We start from the raw sequence: 14,362 nt of genomic DNA on the forward strand, positions 1-14,362 counted from the left end.
GATCGGACAATGGTGTCCCGACCGCGACTCAGCCCGCGGGCGTGAACCGCTGCTCGACGTCGGCCAGGACGGGCTGCGCGTTGCGCAGCACGAGGGCGAGCCAGACCACCGCGAGCAGGCCGAGCACGGCCTCCGTGGTGAGCACCACGATCCCGGCGGCCAGCACCAGCAGCGAGAGCGTGCCCAGCGTCACGAGCGGCCGGGCACCCAGGTAGTGCGCCGCGAGCCGCACCGAGTCCCGGGTGCGGAACCCGAAGAACGACACGATCACCAGCGCGTTCACGGCCCACAGGGCCAGGCCCGCGCCCACCACGACCAGCACTCCCGCGTACCAGCCGGGCACGCCGCCCGCGCCCACGTTCGCCAGTCCCAGCACGACCACCACGCCCGCGGCGAGCGCCGGCACCCACACCTTGAGGGCGTCCTTCCAGTTCAGGCGGTACCCGCGCCAGAACGACGCCGCAGGGGTGAGCCCCTCGGCCCGCGTGCGGTCGCGGAGGGCGAACAGCCCCGCCGACACCGCGGGACCCACCGGCAGCAGGCACAGCGCGAACAGGAGCGCGTTGCCCGGCGTCCGCTCCAGGAGCAGAGACGCCAGCGCGCCCGGCAGGATGGCGACGACGAGCAGCAGCTCGACGACCAGGTGCCAGTACACGAGCGCGGTGGCGCGGCCGAGCACGCCCTCGCCGAACTCGCGCCGCTCGCCGTCCCCCCGGCGCCCGGGGCCCGGGCCGCCCGCGCCGCCGTGGCTCACGCCGGCTCCCCGGGCGGGTTCTCGCGCAGGTCCTCGCGCAGCAGCACGACGTCGGTCGGGTCGAGCCGGAGCGTCTCCCCCAGCCGCACGGCCCGGCCGGTCAGCAGGTCGACGCCGGACGCGTGCGCCACGACCTCGACGGGCCCGGTCGCGTGCGACAGCACGAAGGCGAACCGCACGCCGTCCTTGGACCGCACGGCGAGCTCGACGTCGGGCACGTCGGCGTACGGGCCCACGAGCCCGTGCCGGTCGAGCACCCGGCGCACCACCCACCCGACGCCGGCGTCGTCCAGGCCGGTCGCGACGTACCAGGCCTCGCCGCCGTCGGCCCCGCCGGGCCGGTGCCGCGTCACCGCGGGTGTGCCCGCATAGAACTCGGTGCCGTAGGTGCCGACCACGTCGGCGCCCTCCGGGACCAGCACCTCGAACACGAGCTGCGCCGCCGAGACCACCTCGTCGGCCCCGTCGGTCAGCGTCACGGGGTTGGCGACGCCCGGCTCCGCCGAGTCGGTCTCCTCGACCCGCACGCCGAACAGCGGGGCCAGCGGCCCGGGTGCGTCCATGAGGTACGCGTTGGCATCCTCGTCCGCGCGGCCCGACCAGAACGACGCGAGCACCGAGCCCCCGCGCTCCGTGACGGCTGTCAGCCGGTCGGCGACGTCGCCCTTGAGCACGTGCAGCATCGGGGCTAGCACCACGTCGTACCGGGACAGGTCCGCCGTCGTCGGCACGACGTCGACCTGCGCGCCCGCCTGCCACAGCGCGCGGTAGTACGCCAGCACAGTGTCGACATAGCGCGCGTGCCGGTTGAAGCCGTCCGTCATCTCGGCGACCCACCAGGAGTCCCAGTCGAAGAGCAGCGCGACGCGGGCCGGCGTCCGCGCGCCGACGACGGCGTCCCCCAGCCCGGCCAGCTCGCCGCCCAGGGCCGCGACCTCGCGGAACGCGCGTGTGTCCGTGCGCCCGGCGTGGTCCAGGACGGCGCCGTGGTACTTCTCGCTCGCCCCCTTCGACTGCCGCATCTGGAAGTAGAGGACGGCGTCGGCGCCGTGCGCCACGGCCTGCCACGACCACAGCCGCAGCACGCCCGGCCGCTTCACCGGGTTCACGTCGCGCGAGGCGGTGATGGTCGGCGTCTGCTCCATGACCCAGAACGGCGCGCCGTCCTTGAGCCCGCGCATGACGTCGTGGGCCAGGGCCATGCGCGCGTGCTCGCGCGGTCCCGGCGGGTAGTTGTCCCAGGAGGCGAAGTCGAGGTCGGCGGCCCAGCGGTGGTAGTCGATGGGCCGGAACATGCCCATGAAGTTGGTCGTCACGGGCGTGGTCGCGTCGTGCTCGCGGATGCGCGCCTTCTCGTCGCGGTAGTTGGCCAGCATCGCGTCGGACATGAACCGCCGGTAGTCGAGCGTGATGCCCTGGAACGCCGTGTGATCGGGTCCGCGCCAGTGCTCGCTGAGCATGTTCGGCGGCACGATCTGCGCCCAGTCGGAGAACGTGTGCGACCAGAACGTCGCGTTCCACGCCTCGTTCAGGCGCTCCAGCGTGCCGTACCGCGCGCGCAGCCAGTCCCGGAAGCCGGCGGCGCACAGGTCGCACCAGCAGCCGCCGTCGAACCCGCCGTACTCGTTGCCGACGTGCCACGCGACCAGGCCGGGCGTACCGGCGTACCGCTCGGCGATCCGGCCGGCGAGCTCCGCCGACAGCCGCCGGTAGACCGGCGAGCTGGGGCACGCGTTGTGCCGCTGGCCGAACACGTGGCGCCGGCCCTGGAAGTCGGTGCGCTCCACCTCGGGGTGCCGGTGCGCCAGCCACGGCGGCAGCGCGCCGGTGGACGTGGCCAGCACGATGCCGCGCCCGCCCTCGACCGCGCGGGCCACGATCTCGTCGAGCCGCGCGAAGTCGTAGGTGTCCTCGTCGGGCTGGAGCGTGGCCCAGGAGAAGACGTTGAGCGTGACCGTGTCGATCGACGCCTTGTCGAAGGCCGCGTAGTCGTCCTCCCAGACGGCGCGCGGCCACTGCTCCGGGTTGTTGTCGCCGCCGTACAGGATCTTCGAGTCGGTCACGCGTCGTCCTTGTCGTTCGGGGTCGGGCTGCCGGCCGGGGTGTCGTTCGGGGTCCGGCCCAGGATCCGGGCGTCGTCCAGCCAGGGCGGGGTCTCGTCGCGGACCGGGTCCAGGGTCACCAGGGTGATGCCGTGCCGGCCGAGGGTCAGGTCGAGGTCGACCCGGCCGCCGTCCGCCGCCGGGACGACGGGGAGGGAGAAGGCGCGCCGGGCGGGTTCGCTCGCCTCGTGCAGCGCGTCGAGCTGCCTGCCCGACGGCGACGCGGGCCGGCCCATCTCGCGCCACGCCGCCCACGCGTTGCCGGCGGTCTCGTCCACGTCGTGCCGCATCACGAACACCCGCGACGGGTCAGACCCGTGGGTCCCTCCGGTGACCTGTGCGTCCGACACGACAGGGAGGCTCAGACGGATCTCGTGGCGGTCGGGCTCGGCCGGGTCGTCGGTGCCGCCCACGGGCTGCCAGGCGAGCACCGTCACCCGGCCCGTGGCGGCGTGGCGCGTGACCAGGTGGTCGGCGCCGCGCGCCAGCACCTCCTGACCCATCCGCGCCATGAACGCGTACAGGTGGTAGGTCGGCTTGCGCACCTGACGGTGGCCCAGCATGCCGAACCCGCCGTGGAAGAACGACGCCGGCACCCCCTCCTCCTCGAAGACGTCGCAGAACGTCCAGTAGGAGAAGGAGTCGGCGTGCTCGCCGCCGCCCGCGAGCACGGGCGCGAGGTAGGCGGCGTTCCAGGCCGTGTCGTGCACCGGGTTGTCGGGCCGGTAGCTCGTGTTGAACTCCGTGACGTGCAGCGGGCGGCCCGCGAGCGCCGTCCCGGCGAGGATCTTGCCGGGCCGGGCGAACTGGTCGAGCAGGTCCTGGGGTCCCCGCAACGTCTGGTAGACGCCGAACGGCACGTGCTGGGACGGGCCGGAGCTGTAGGCGTGCACGGAGAGGAAGTCGGCGGGCAGGTCCCGCCGGGTGACGAACTCGGCGAAGGGCTCCCACCAGTCGTCCGCGCCCGGGGAGATGGCGGGTCCGCCCACCTGGAGCGAGGCGTCGACGTCCTTCACCGCGTGCACGGAGGTCTCGTAGAGGCGGAAGTACGCCTCCTGGTCCGCGTCCTGCCAGAAGTGGGCGAGGTTGGGTTCGTTCCACACCTCGACGGGCCAGGTCCGCACCTCGTCGAGGCCGTACCGGTCCACGAGGTGCCGCAGCAGGGCCCGCACCAGGCTCGCCCACTCGGCGTGGTCGCGGGGCGGGGTCACGTTGCCCAGCCACCAGAACACCGTCTGGTCGCCGGAGGCGAGGGCCCTGGGCATGAACCCGAGCTCCAGGAACGGCTTGATCCCGAGCCTGAGGTAGGCGTCGACCACCTGGTCCACGTAGGTGAACACGTAGGCGGTACCCCGGTGGCCGGCGGCGTCGTACGTGCGGTGCACGGCGACGTCGTCGTGCAGGATGCCGTGGCCCCGGATGTACCGGAAGCCGATCTCCCGCTGCACCAGCGTCAGCGACTCCTGGTAGTCCTGGCGCAGCGCCAGGTTGAACCGCCCCGTGCCCACACAGGTACGCCAGGCGTCCCCGAGCTGACCGATCCCCGAACCCGCAACGACAACCCGCTCCACAACACTCCTCTCCAACCTCGTTGAGTGCTGGGTATCTGTCGGATCGGACAGCCGAATCCAACAGATACCCAGCACTCGACGGAGGGGGTTACTTGGTTACGCCCGCCGCCTGGTTGACGGTGTCGACGTAGGTCGACATACCGGCGCCCTCCAGCTCGGCGACGTACGCGTCCCACTCGTCGAGCGGGCGCTCGCCCAGGATGAACTGGGCCGTCGCCGTCATGACCTTGTCCTGCAGGTTGGTCTGCGTGAGCGAGGCCTCCTCGCGCTGCATCTCGTCCATGGCGATGCCCGGACCCTTCTCCGCGACGTCCTTCTGGTTCATCTCGTCGAGGAAGTCCTGCACCTCCGGCTTGAGGGTCGACTTGACCAGGTCGGTGGTGGAGCCGTGCGCGAGCGTCCACACGCCGTTGTAGTAGCCGAAGTCGGTGTTCAGCAGCTTGGGCGCGCCCGGGTTCAGGCCGCTCCAGTCGACGTCGTCGGCCAGCGTGCGGGTGCCGTCGGCGTCCTTGGTGTAGGTCTCGCCCTCGACGCCCCACTTGGCGAACTCGAGGCCCTCGTCCGAGTAGTACAGCCAGTCGACGAACTGCAGCATGGCCACGAAGTCGTCCCGCTCGGCGGCCTTCGACGAGAGCGCGATGCCGGACTCGAACCGGCCGCCGGTGGTGGCGTCCATGATGTTGCCCGCCGGGCCGGCCGGCACCACGATGTGCTTCAGCTTGGCGTCCTTGTCACCCGCCTCCTCGAAGCCGGTGCGGTAGACCACGACCTCCTGGTCGTTCGACCCGAGGGCGGCCACCTTGCCGGTGCTGAGCTTCGCCTTGGCCGGGTCGTCCTCCTGCGTGAGCCCCTCGGGGTCGAGCAGGCCACGGTCGACCAGGTCGGCGAAGTAGGTGACGAGCTCCTTGTAGCCCTCGGAGGCGCCGGTGTACTCGTACTCGGAGCCGTTCCAGGTCACGCCGTCGCCGTAGCCCCAGCCCGCCTCGGTGCCGAAGTTGCCCGCCGCGGCCTGGAGGGTGGCCTCCATCGGCCCGTTGATGGACCAGCGCTCGGTGTACGGGTAGTCGAGCTCGGGGTGCTCCTTCTTGATGACCTCGAGCTGGTCGGCGAACTCGTCCCACGTCTTCGGGTCCTCGAGCCCGGCGTCCTCCCACCAGTCCTCGCGGATGGCGATCGAGTACGACGGCTTGGGCTGCTCGAGCAGGCCGGGCAGCACGTAGAACTTGCCGTCGGCCTGGCGCAGGCGGTCCAGGTCCTCCTGCAGACCCCACTTCTCGATCTTGTCCTGGAAGTTCGGCAGGTAGTCGAGGTAGTCGGAGATCGGCAGCACGGCGCCGCCCGAGGTGAGCGTCTCGACGTCGGCCGCGTAGGTGGACGGGATCAGGTCGGCGGCGTCACCCGAGCTGATCAGCAGCGAGCGCTTCTGCTGCCAGTCGGCCAGCGGCACGGACTGGATGTCGAAGGAGACGTTGTGGTCCTCCGCCAGGCGCTTGATGATCGACCAGTCGTCCTTGAACGGGTAGTTCGGGTGGTCGCGGTACATGAGCCCGAACTCGAGCGGCTCGGTCGCCTTGAAGGTGGTGCCGACGCCGAAGTCCTCCATGGCGCCGGTCGTCTTGTCGGAGACGTCGACGGCGGTGGCGCCGTCGTCGTCGCCGGAAGAGCACGCGGTGAGCGTGAGTCCGAGGGCGACCACGGCGGTCGCCGCGACGGCCCTTCTTGGGGTGATCCTCATTGATTTCCTCCGGGGTATGAACGTCGTCGTTCGACGGCGGACGGGTTCGACGGCGCTGCTCAGCCCTTGACGGAGCCGAGCATCACGCCGGACACGAAGTACTTCTGGACGAACGGGTAGAGACACACGATGGGCAGCGCCGTGAGCAGCATCGTCACTGCCTTGACGTTGGCCCCGATCTGGACGGCGACGTCGCTGAGCCCCTCACCGGTGCCGGTGGCGCCGGCGATGATGTTCCGCAGGAACACGGTCACCGGGTACATCTGGGGGTCGTCCATGTAGAGGAACGCGGGGAACCAGGAGTTCCAGAACCAGACCGCGTAGAACAGGACCATCGTGGCGAGCACCGCCTTGCTGAGCGGCAGCACCACCCGGAAGAAGATCCCGTAGGTGGTCAGCCCGTCGATCGCGGCGGCCTCCTCGAGCTCCACGGGGAAGTTCTCGAAGAACGACTTCATGACGAGCAGGTTGAAGACGTTGATCGCCTGCGGTACGACGACGGCCCAGATCGTGTTCTTGAAGCCGAGCTCGCTGACCAGGATGTAGTTCGGGATGAGGCCGCCGGTGAAGAACATCGTGAAGACCGCGAAGCCGATCAGGATCATGCGGCCCTTGAGGTACTTCTTCGACAGCACGTAGGCGAACGTCGTGGTCAGCGCCATGGCGATCGCGGTGCCCACCACCGTGTAGACCACGGTGTTGAGGTAGTTGCGCCAGAACAGGTCCTGCTCCAGCACGGACATGAGGGTGGTCGTGTTGAACCCGATGGGCCACACGGTCACGTCGCCGCTGCGGATCCCCGCCTCGGAGCTGAACGCCCGCGCCGCCAGGTTGAGGAACGGGTACAGCGTGACGGCGGCGACCAGCACCAGGATCGTCGTGTTGACCCAGCGGAACACCGTGTAGCCGGGCGTGTCCTTGACGGTGGTCGTCTCCGGCCGGGGCCGGGACAGGTCGGGGACGTCGGAGCCCACCGGCTCGGTGGTCGGGGCGGGGGCAGTGTTCACCACAGGGAGCTCCCGGTGACTCGGCGCGAGATGGCGTTGGCGGAGAAGACGAGGACCAGGCCGATCACGGCCTCGAACAGGCCGATCGCCGTGGCGTAGCTCAGCTGCCCGGAGGTGAGGCCGACGCGGTAGATGTACGTGGAGATCACGTCCGCCGTCGGCTGGGTCAGCGTGTTGTAGAGCAGGAAGATCTTCTCGAAGCCCACCTGCATGAACTGGCCGATGTTCAGGATGAGCAGCACCATCATCGTGGGCCGGATGCCGGGCAGCGTGACGTGCCACGTCTGCTGCCAGCGGTTGGCCCCGTCGATGCGGGCCGCCTCGTAGAGCTGCGCGTCGATGGTGGTCAGCGTGGCCAGGTAGAGGATCGTGCCCCAGCCCACGGTCTGCCAGACCTCGGACGACACGTAGATGGTGCGGAACCAGTCGGCCTGCTGCATGAACGAGATCGGGTCCCCGCCGAACAGCTTGACCAGCCGGTTGACCGTGCCGTCCAGCGATGTCAGCTCGAACACGAAGCCCGCGACGATCACGACGGACATGAAGTGCGGCAGGTAGCTGACCGTCTGCACGAACCGCTTGAACACCCGCGAGCGGAGCTCGTTGAGGAGGAGCGCCAGGATGATCGGCAGCGGGAACACGACCACGAGCGTCAGCGCGCCGATGATCACCGTGTTCTGGAACGCCTGCCAGAACACCTGGTCCTGGATGAACCGCTCGATGTAGTAGAAGCCGACCCACTCGTCGCCGAAGATCGAGCCGCCCGGCCGGAACCGGCGGAAGGCGATGATGTTGCCGGCCATGGGCAGGTAGCGGAAGACCAGGAACCAGATGATCGGCAGGAGCGCGAGGCTGTAGAGGCGCCAGTGCTTGCGCAGTGCCAGGCCCCACGTCTCCTTGCCGCGTAGCTCTGTTGCGCCGCGTAGCTCGGTTGCCATCCCCACCTCTTTGTGGAACGTTTTCGAAACTATCGACGTCAATGCCGATAGTGCTTGTCGTGAGGGACAGTAGGGTGAGATCCGCCGACACGTCAAGACATGCCCAGAACGTGGTGGTTACGATCCAGACACGGCATTCCAAGCCAGGAAAGTGGCCCGATACTGGCGCGAGACGGTGTACCTTCGGGTCGAAAGTTCCGCTGACAGAACCGAAAGGTGGGTGCGATGAGCGGCGTGAGCCCCGGGCCGACCATCGCGTCGATCGCGCGCGAGCTCGGTCTCTCGGTGCCCACCGTGTCCAAGGTGCTCAACGGCCGGGCCGACGTCGCCCCCGCGACGCGCGACCGCGTCGAGGCCGCGCTGGAGAAGCACCAGTACCGGCGGCGCCGTCCGGCGACGGCGCCCGCGGGCAGCGGCCTGATCGACCTGGTCTTCCACCGCCTGGGCTCGGCCTGGTCCATGGAGATCATCCGGGGCGTGGAGGACGCCGCCGCCGAGCTGCGGACCAGCGTGATCCTGTCCGAGCTGGGCGGCGAGCACCGGCCCCCGGCCCGGTGGCTCGACACCACCATCGCGCGGCCACCGCTGGGCGTGCTGCTCGTCGCGGCGAACCTCTCGGAGGCGCAGCACCAGCAGCTCGACCGGCGCGGCATCCCGTACGTGGTGATCGACACCGACGGCGAGCCGCCGGCCGACGTCGCCTCCGTGGGCTCCGACAACTGGAACGGCGGGCTGCAGGCCACGCGGCACCTGCTCGCGCTGGGCCACCGCCGGATCGGCATGATCACCGGGCCCTGGAACATGCTGTGCAGCCGCGCCCGCGTCGACGGGTTCCGGTCGGCGCACGAGGAGGCGGGCGCCGCCGTGGACCCCGCGCTCGTGCGCGAGGGGAACTTCTACGTCGAGACGGGCTTCGAGATGGGGCTGGACCTGCTGTCCCGGCCGGACCGCCCCACGGCGGTGTTCGCGGGGTCCGACATGCAGGCTCTTGGCGTGCTCCGGGCCGCGCACCAGCTCGGCCTGCGGGTCCCGGAGGACCTGTCCGTGGTGGGGTACGACGACCTGCCGCTGGCCTCCTGGGTGGGCCCGCCGCTCACCACGGTGCGGCAGCCGCTCCGCGAGATGGGCGCAGCCGCCACCGAGATCCTGCTCGACATCGCCCGGGGCAGGTCACCCAAGGTCCGCCGGCTCAACCTCTCGACGGAGCTGGTGGTCCGGGAGTCGACGGCGCCCCTGGCCTGAGAGAGGGTGGGTTCATGTCGGACCGAGTCGTCGTGGTGGGTGCCGGCATCGTCGGCGCCTCCCTCGCCTACCACCTCGCCGTGCGCGGGCAGGCAGTGACCCTGCTGGACGCGGGCCTGCCCGCCTCCGGCGCCACCGGCTCCTCGTTCGCGTGGATCGGGCGGCCGGAGACCTGCGACCTTCCCTCGGCGCCGCTGCGGTTCCTCGCCCTGGACGAGTACCGGCGGCTGGAGCGGGAGCTGCCGGACCTCCAGGTCTCGTGGACCGGGTCCCTCACCTGGGACGACGATTCCGGCACCCCGCACCACGCCCCCGACGACGGCGCGCTCGACCCCGTCGAGGTCACGGAGCTGCTGGTCGCCGCGGCCGTCGAGCGTGGCGCCGAGCTCCGCGTCGGCACCCCGGTGATCGGGCTCGTGCGGGACGGCTCGGCCGTGACCGGCGTCCGGACCGGCGCCGGGGTGCTCCCGGCCTCGACCGTGGCCCTGGCCGCCGGGACCGGAACCACGGCCCTGGCCGCAGGGATCGGTGTCGAGGTCCCGGTCGAGCCGTCGCCCGCCGTCCTGGTGCGCCTCCGCGCCGCGCCGGGCCTGGTGCGGACGATCGTCGCCCGCCCGGAGCTGGAGGTCCGGCAGCTTCCGGACGGGACCCTGCTGCTTCCGCTGGCCTACGCGGGACAGACGAACCGGGCGGCCCTCCAGGACACCGCCGAGGAGGCCCGGCGGACCCTGCTCCGATACTTTCCCGAGGCGTCGGACGTCGAGATCGTCTCCGTCGAGATCGGCTGGCGGCCGATGCCGGCGGACGGCGAACCGATCGTCGGCGCCGCACCGGGCACGGCCGGCCTGTATCTCGCCGTGATGCACGCGGGCATCACGCTGGCCGCCGCGGCCGGCCGGCTCGCCGCCGAGGAAATCACCACGGGGACCCCGGCGCCCGAGCTGGCCGGCTGCCGCCCCGACCGGTTCGCCTGAGACGCCGGTCGCGGCGGTGGGCGCCCTCAGACCGACCGGGCGTGCGCCGCGAGCCGGTCGAAGGCCGCGTCCAGCCCGGCGTCGACCACCTGCGCCTCGGGGTGGCCGTCGAACCAGGAGATCTGCTCCTCGGCGCCGATGTCGTAGGTGATGGTGGTGCCGAACTCGGGGACGAGCGTGCGCACCTTCGAGATGTCGAAGACCATCGAGTGCGCCTTGTCGCCCACCAGGCCGGGGCCCAGGTCGGGCAGCGCCCGCGCGATCGTCTCGGACGCGACGTGCACCAGGTCGGGGCTGCGCACGCCCGCGGCCTCGGCCAGCCACGTGTAGATCTGGTCCCAGGTGGGCGCGTGCGTGCCGGTGATGTGGAAGGTGTCCCCCACGGCGAGCGGGTGGCCGAGCAGGCCCACGAACCCGACCGCGAAGTCCTCGGTGTGCGTGATGGTCCACAGGGAGGTGCCGTCCCCGTGCACGACGACGGGCTTGCCCGCGCGCATGCGGGCGACGTCCGTCCAGCCGCCCGACGTCGGCAGCACCGTGCGGTCGTAGGTGTGCGACGGCCGCACGATCGTGGCGGGGAACCCGTTCTCCCGGTACTCCCGCACCAGGAGGTCCTCGCACGCGATCTTGTCGCGGGAGTACTGCCAGAACGGGTTGCGCAGCGGCGTCGACTCCCGCACGGGCAGCCGCGACGGCGGCGTCTGGTACGCGGACGCCGATGAGATGAACACGTACTGCCCGGTGCGGCCCGCGAACTGCGCGACGTCGCGCGCCACGTGCTCCGGCCCGAAGGCCCGGAACTGGGCGACGACGTCGAACTCCCGGCCGCGCAGGGCGGTCGCCACGGCCTCGGCGTCGTTCGCGTCGGCGACCAGCGTCTCCACCTCGGACGGCACCGTCCGGATCGAGGATCTGCCCCGGTTGAGCACCGTCACCCGGTGCCCGAGCCGTGCGGCTCTGGCCACCGAGGCATGACTGATGATTCCGCTACCACCGATGAACAGGATGCTCTTGGACATGGCCCCAATCCTTGCACCGTGCACCCCGTCTGCGCTGGTCGGGGGCGAGATCGGTCCGGCCTGCGGACACCCGCAGACCGGACCCCGGACCTCGCCCCGCGACCGTCGTCAGCGCTGCACGCGCGCGCTGCCCCCGCCGGCCAGCTTGGCCACCTCGGCGAGCGTCGCCATGGTGGTGTCGCCGGGGGTGGTCATGGCCAGTGCGCCGTGCGCCGCGCCGTACTCGACGGCCTCCTGGAGCGAGCCGAGCTCCATCAGCCCGTAGGCCAGGCCGGAGGCGAACGAGTCGCCGCCGCCGACGCGGTCGAAGATCTCCAGGTCGGCCCGGTGCGTCGCCTCGGCGAAGCCCTCCTTGCGCGACCAGGCGATGGCGCCCCAGTCGTTGCGCGACGCCGACCGCACCCCGCGCAGCGTCGTGGCGATCACCTGGAAGTTCGGGTAGGCCTCCGAGGCCGTCTCGATCATGGCCCGGAACGCGCCCGTGTCCAGGTCCGTCAGGTTCTCGTCGACACCCTCGACCTCGAAGCCGAGCGAGGCCGTGAAGTCCTCCTCGTTGCCGATCATCACGTCCACGTGCTGCGCCAGGCGCCGGTTGACCTCGCGCGCCCGCTCCTCGCCACCGATGCCCTTCCACAGCGAGGGCCGGTAGTTCAGGTCGTACGAGACGATGGTGCCGTGCCGGCGGGCCGCCGACATCGCGGCCTCAGCGACGTCGGCCGACGACTCCGAGAGGGCGGCGAAGATGCCGCCGGTGTGCAGCCAGCGCACGCCGCGGGAGAACAGCGCGTCCCAGTCCACGTCGTCGGGCTGCATCTGCGAGATCGCGGTGTTGCCGCGGTCGCTCACGCCCACCGCGCCGCGCGCGCCGAAGCCGCGCTCGGTGAAGTTGAGGCCGTTGCGCACCGCGCGCCCGATGCCGTCGTACGGCACCCACTGCACGTACTGCGTGTCGAGGCCGCCCGTGAGCATGAAGTCCTCGACGAGCCGGCCGATCTCGTTGTCGGCCAGCGCAGTGACGATCGCGCCGCGCAGGCCGAAGCAGCGCCGCAGGCCGCGCGCCACGTTGTACTCGCCGCCGCCCTCCCAGACGTCGAAGCTGCGGGCGGTGCGCACCCGGCGGTCGCCCGGGTCGAGGCGGAGCATGACCTCGCCGAGGGCGACGACGTCGTAGGCGCTCTCCTCGGCGGGGCGGACGTTCAGCGAGGTCATCGGTTCTTCTCCTGGTCGATCTTGGCGGCGTCGATCTTGGCGGCGTCGATCTTGGCGGCGTCGATCTTGGCGGCGTCGATCTTGGCCGCGAGGTCCACGGCGTCGCGGGTGCGGCGGGTGATCTCGGCCCAGTCCCCCGCGGTGACGAGCGAGCGGTCGACCATCCAGGAGCCGCCGACGGCCAGGACCGGCTTCAGGCCCAGGTAGTCGCCGAGGTTCGCGGCGCTGACGCCGCCGGTCGGCACGAACCGCAGGCCCGGGAACGGCGCGGAGAACGCCTTGATCGCGGCGGGCCCGCCCACCACGGAGGCGGGGAACAGCTTGACGACGTCGACGCCGAGGTCGAGCGCCGCCATGATCTCGGACGGCGTGGCGACGCCCGGCAGCACGGGGATGCCGTGCTCCTGCGCGCGGCGCACGACGGCGGCCGACAGCCCCGGGGACACGATGTAGCGGGCGCCCGCGTCGACGACGTCGTCGACCTGGGCCACGGTGGTGACGGTGCCTGCGCCGACCACGACGTCGGGCTGGTTCTTCGCGACCGCGCGGATGGCGTCGAGGCCGCCCGCGAGGCGCAGCGTGATCTCGGCGACGGGCAGCCCGCCGGCCACGAGCGCGTCCGCGAGCCGGGCGCCCTCGTCGGCGCCGTCGACCACGACGACCGGCACGAGCCGGTGCGCGGCGAGCGCCTCGAGGACCGGGTTGTCGGGGGATGACATGCGTGCTCCGTTTCGCTATGGTGAACGCTTGTTGTTCACTGCGAAACGCATGCTACGTGAGGGAGTCCCATGGAAGCCAGCCCGCTCGGCGGCGTGGACAAGGCGCTGCTGGCCCTCGACACCCTCGCGGGCTTCGGCGCCGCGGGCGCGCCCCTGTCCACGCTGGCCCAGGCCGTCGGGGTCAGCAAGCCGACCCTGCACCGCACGCTCGCCGCGCTGCGGCACCGCGGGTACGCCGAGCAGACGGCGGACGGCGCCTACCGGCTCGGCCCCTCGGCGCTGGCGCTCGGCAGCTCGTACCTGGCCGAGGAGAACCTGCCCGCGCTGCTGCACCCGGCCCTGACGGCGCTCAGCGCGGAGGTCGACGAGCTCGTGCACCTGGGCGTGCTCGCCGGGCGCGAGGTGGTCTACCTCGACAAGGTCGAGCCGCAGCGCGCGGTCCGCGTCTGGTCCGCCGTCGGACGCCGCCGAGCCGCCGCGACCACCGCGCTGGGCCGGGCCCTGCTGTCCGTGCAGGACCTCGACGACGCCGCGCTCGACCGGTTCGCCGGCACGGACACCGGGACGGGGCACCTGCGCGACGTGCTGAGCGAGGCGCGCCGGAGCGGGATCGCCGGGGAGACCGAGGAGAACGAGCGCGGCATCGCGTGCATCGCCGTGCCGCTGCTGCGGGCCGGCCGCGGCGTCGCGGCGGTCAGCATCACGGCGCCCGTGGAGCGGCTGCGCGGCGCGGCGCGGGCGGAGCGGGTCGGCGCGCTGCGCGGGTTGCTGCCACCCCTCCTCCCGGCGGGCCTGTCGCTCCCGCCGACGTCCGCCTGACGGCGTACCACCCACCTGACCCGCCGACCCCACCCCGCCGAGTCAGCCAGGTGGTCCGACCAGGTGACTGACTCACCCTCCCCGACTCTGCCGAGTCAGTCAGGTGGTCCGACCAGGTGGCTGACTCGGCATCGCCGACTCTGCCGAGTCAGTCAGGTGGTCCGACCAGGTGGCTGACTCGGCATCGCCGACCACCTGACTGACTCGACCAACCGACTGACTCGGCATCGCACGCGGGCATGACGAAGGCCCGGCCACCCCCTTCGGGGTGGC

Annotated in this window: 12 protein-coding genes; 3 read left to right on the forward strand and 9 right to left on the reverse strand. The window is 71.6% G+C overall.

Annotated features, from left to right (window positions below; translation table 11 throughout):
- Positions 1-28: 28 nt before the first annotated feature.
- From ACFV9Q_RS08280 to ACFV9Q_RS08305, 6 genes are all read right to left on the reverse strand, one after another.
- Positions 29-754: a DUF624 domain-containing protein gene (locus ACFV9Q_RS08280; protein WP_377233997.1), complete on the reverse strand. Its 726-nt coding sequence runs from the start codon at positions 752-754 to the stop codon at positions 29-31.
- Positions 751-2,817, reverse strand: coding sequence for a beta-galactosidase (locus ACFV9Q_RS08285; protein ID WP_377233998.1), 2,067 nt, complete (start codon positions 2,815-2,817; stop codon positions 751-753). The genes ACFV9Q_RS08280 and ACFV9Q_RS08285 overlap by 4 nt, the downstream gene beginning before the upstream one ends.
- Positions 2,814-4,427 carry a xylan 1,4-beta-xylosidase gene (locus ACFV9Q_RS08290; RefSeq protein WP_377233999.1) on the reverse strand — a complete coding sequence of 538 codons (1,614 nt, stop codon included), beginning with the start codon at positions 4,425-4,427 and terminating at the stop codon, positions 2,814-2,816. Before ACFV9Q_RS08290 ends, ACFV9Q_RS08285 begins: the two co-directional genes overlap by 4 nt.
- Before the next feature lie 88 nt (positions 4,428-4,515).
- Positions 4,516-6,162, reverse strand: a complete 1,647-nt coding sequence (locus tag ACFV9Q_RS08295; protein WP_377234000.1) for a sugar ABC transporter substrate-binding protein — start codon at positions 6,160-6,162, stop codon at positions 4,516-4,518.
- A 59-nt stretch (positions 6,163-6,221) separates the two neighbouring features.
- Positions 6,222-7,172, reverse strand: a complete 951-nt coding sequence (locus tag ACFV9Q_RS08300) for a carbohydrate ABC transporter permease (protein WP_377228774.1) — start codon at positions 7,170-7,172, stop codon at positions 6,222-6,224.
- Entirely contained in the window at positions 7,166-8,107 is a 942-nt protein-coding gene (locus ACFV9Q_RS08305; protein WP_377228775.1) for an ABC transporter permease, read from the reverse strand. Before ACFV9Q_RS08305 ends, ACFV9Q_RS08300 begins: the two co-directional genes overlap by 7 nt.
- A 225-nt stretch (positions 8,108-8,332) precedes the next feature.
- Here ACFV9Q_RS08305 and ACFV9Q_RS08310 point away from each other — a divergent pair, with 225 nt between their 5' ends.
- Together ACFV9Q_RS08310 and ACFV9Q_RS08315 are read left to right on the forward strand one after the other, a co-directional pair.
- Entirely contained in the window at positions 8,333-9,349 is a 1,017-nt protein-coding gene (locus tag ACFV9Q_RS08310) for a LacI family DNA-binding transcriptional regulator (RefSeq protein WP_377234001.1), read from the forward strand.
- Between the two features lie 14 nt (positions 9,350-9,363).
- Positions 9,364-10,323 (forward strand): NAD(P)/FAD-dependent oxidoreductase, encoded by a 960-nt coding sequence (locus ACFV9Q_RS08315; protein ID WP_377234002.1) that lies wholly within the window; start codon positions 9,364-9,366, stop codon positions 10,321-10,323.
- Positions 10,324-10,349: 26 nt separating this feature from the next.
- Here the strand turns inward: ACFV9Q_RS08315 and ACFV9Q_RS08320 are convergent, their stop codons facing one another.
- The 3 genes from ACFV9Q_RS08320 to eda form a co-directional block, all read right to left on the reverse strand.
- Complete coding sequence (locus tag ACFV9Q_RS08320) at positions 10,350-11,342, reverse strand: NAD-dependent epimerase/dehydratase family protein (protein WP_377234003.1); 993 nt, start codon at positions 11,340-11,342, stop codon at positions 10,350-10,352.
- A gap of 108 nt (positions 11,343-11,450) precedes the next feature.
- On the reverse strand, positions 11,451-12,551 hold the full coding sequence (locus tag ACFV9Q_RS08325) for a sugar kinase (protein WP_377234004.1): 1,101 nt from the start codon (positions 12,549-12,551) through the stop codon (positions 11,451-11,453).
- Positions 12,548-13,270: a bifunctional 4-hydroxy-2-oxoglutarate aldolase/2-dehydro-3-deoxy-phosphogluconate aldolase gene (gene eda / locus ACFV9Q_RS08330; RefSeq protein ID WP_377234005.1), complete on the reverse strand. Its 723-nt coding sequence runs from the start codon at positions 13,268-13,270 to the stop codon at positions 12,548-12,550. Before eda ends, ACFV9Q_RS08325 begins: the two co-directional genes overlap by 4 nt.
- Before the next feature lie 69 nt (positions 13,271-13,339).
- On the opposite strand from eda, the gene ACFV9Q_RS08335 reads away from it, so the two are divergent.
- Positions 13,340-14,089 (forward strand): IclR family transcriptional regulator, encoded by a 750-nt coding sequence (locus tag ACFV9Q_RS08335; RefSeq protein ID WP_377234006.1) that lies wholly within the window; start codon positions 13,340-13,342, stop codon positions 14,087-14,089.
- Positions 14,090-14,362 lie beyond the last annotated feature (273 nt).

Origin of the sequence: Promicromonospora sp. NPDC059942 (genome assembly GCF_042731755.1) — a bacterium.
In the GTDB taxonomy this organism is placed as follows: domain Bacteria; phylum Actinomycetota; class Actinomycetes; order Actinomycetales; family Cellulomonadaceae; genus Promicromonospora.

Excerpts from the sequence above, each read along its gene's own strand:
- ACFV9Q_RS08295 (WP_377234000.1), bottom strand. The coding sequence starts at position 6,162 with ATGAGGATCACCCCAAGAAGGGCCGTCGCGGCGACCGCCGTGGTCGCC.
- ACFV9Q_RS08305 (WP_377228775.1), bottom strand. The coding sequence starts at position 8,107 with ATGGCAACCGAGCTACGCGGCGCAACAGAGCTACGCGGCAAGGAGACG.
- ACFV9Q_RS08310 (WP_377234001.1), top strand. The coding sequence starts at position 8,333 with ATGAGCGGCGTGAGCCCCGGGCCGACCATCGCGTCGATCGCGCGCGAG.
- ACFV9Q_RS08315 (WP_377234002.1), top strand. The coding sequence starts at position 9,364 with ATGTCGGACCGAGTCGTCGTGGTGGGTGCCGGCATCGTCGGCGCCTCC.
- ACFV9Q_RS08320 (WP_377234003.1), bottom strand. The coding sequence starts at position 11,342 with ATGTCCAAGAGCATCCTGTTCATCGGTGGTAGCGGAATCATCAGTCAT.
- ACFV9Q_RS08325 (WP_377234004.1), bottom strand. The coding sequence starts at position 12,551 with ATGACCTCGCTGAACGTCCGCCCCGCCGAGGAGAGCGCCTACGACGTC.
- eda (WP_377234005.1), bottom strand. The coding sequence starts at position 13,270 with ATGTCATCCCCCGACAACCCGGTCCTCGAGGCGCTCGCCGCGCACCGG.
- ACFV9Q_RS08335 (WP_377234006.1), top strand. The coding sequence starts at position 13,340 with ATGGAAGCCAGCCCGCTCGGCGGCGTGGACAAGGCGCTGCTGGCCCTC.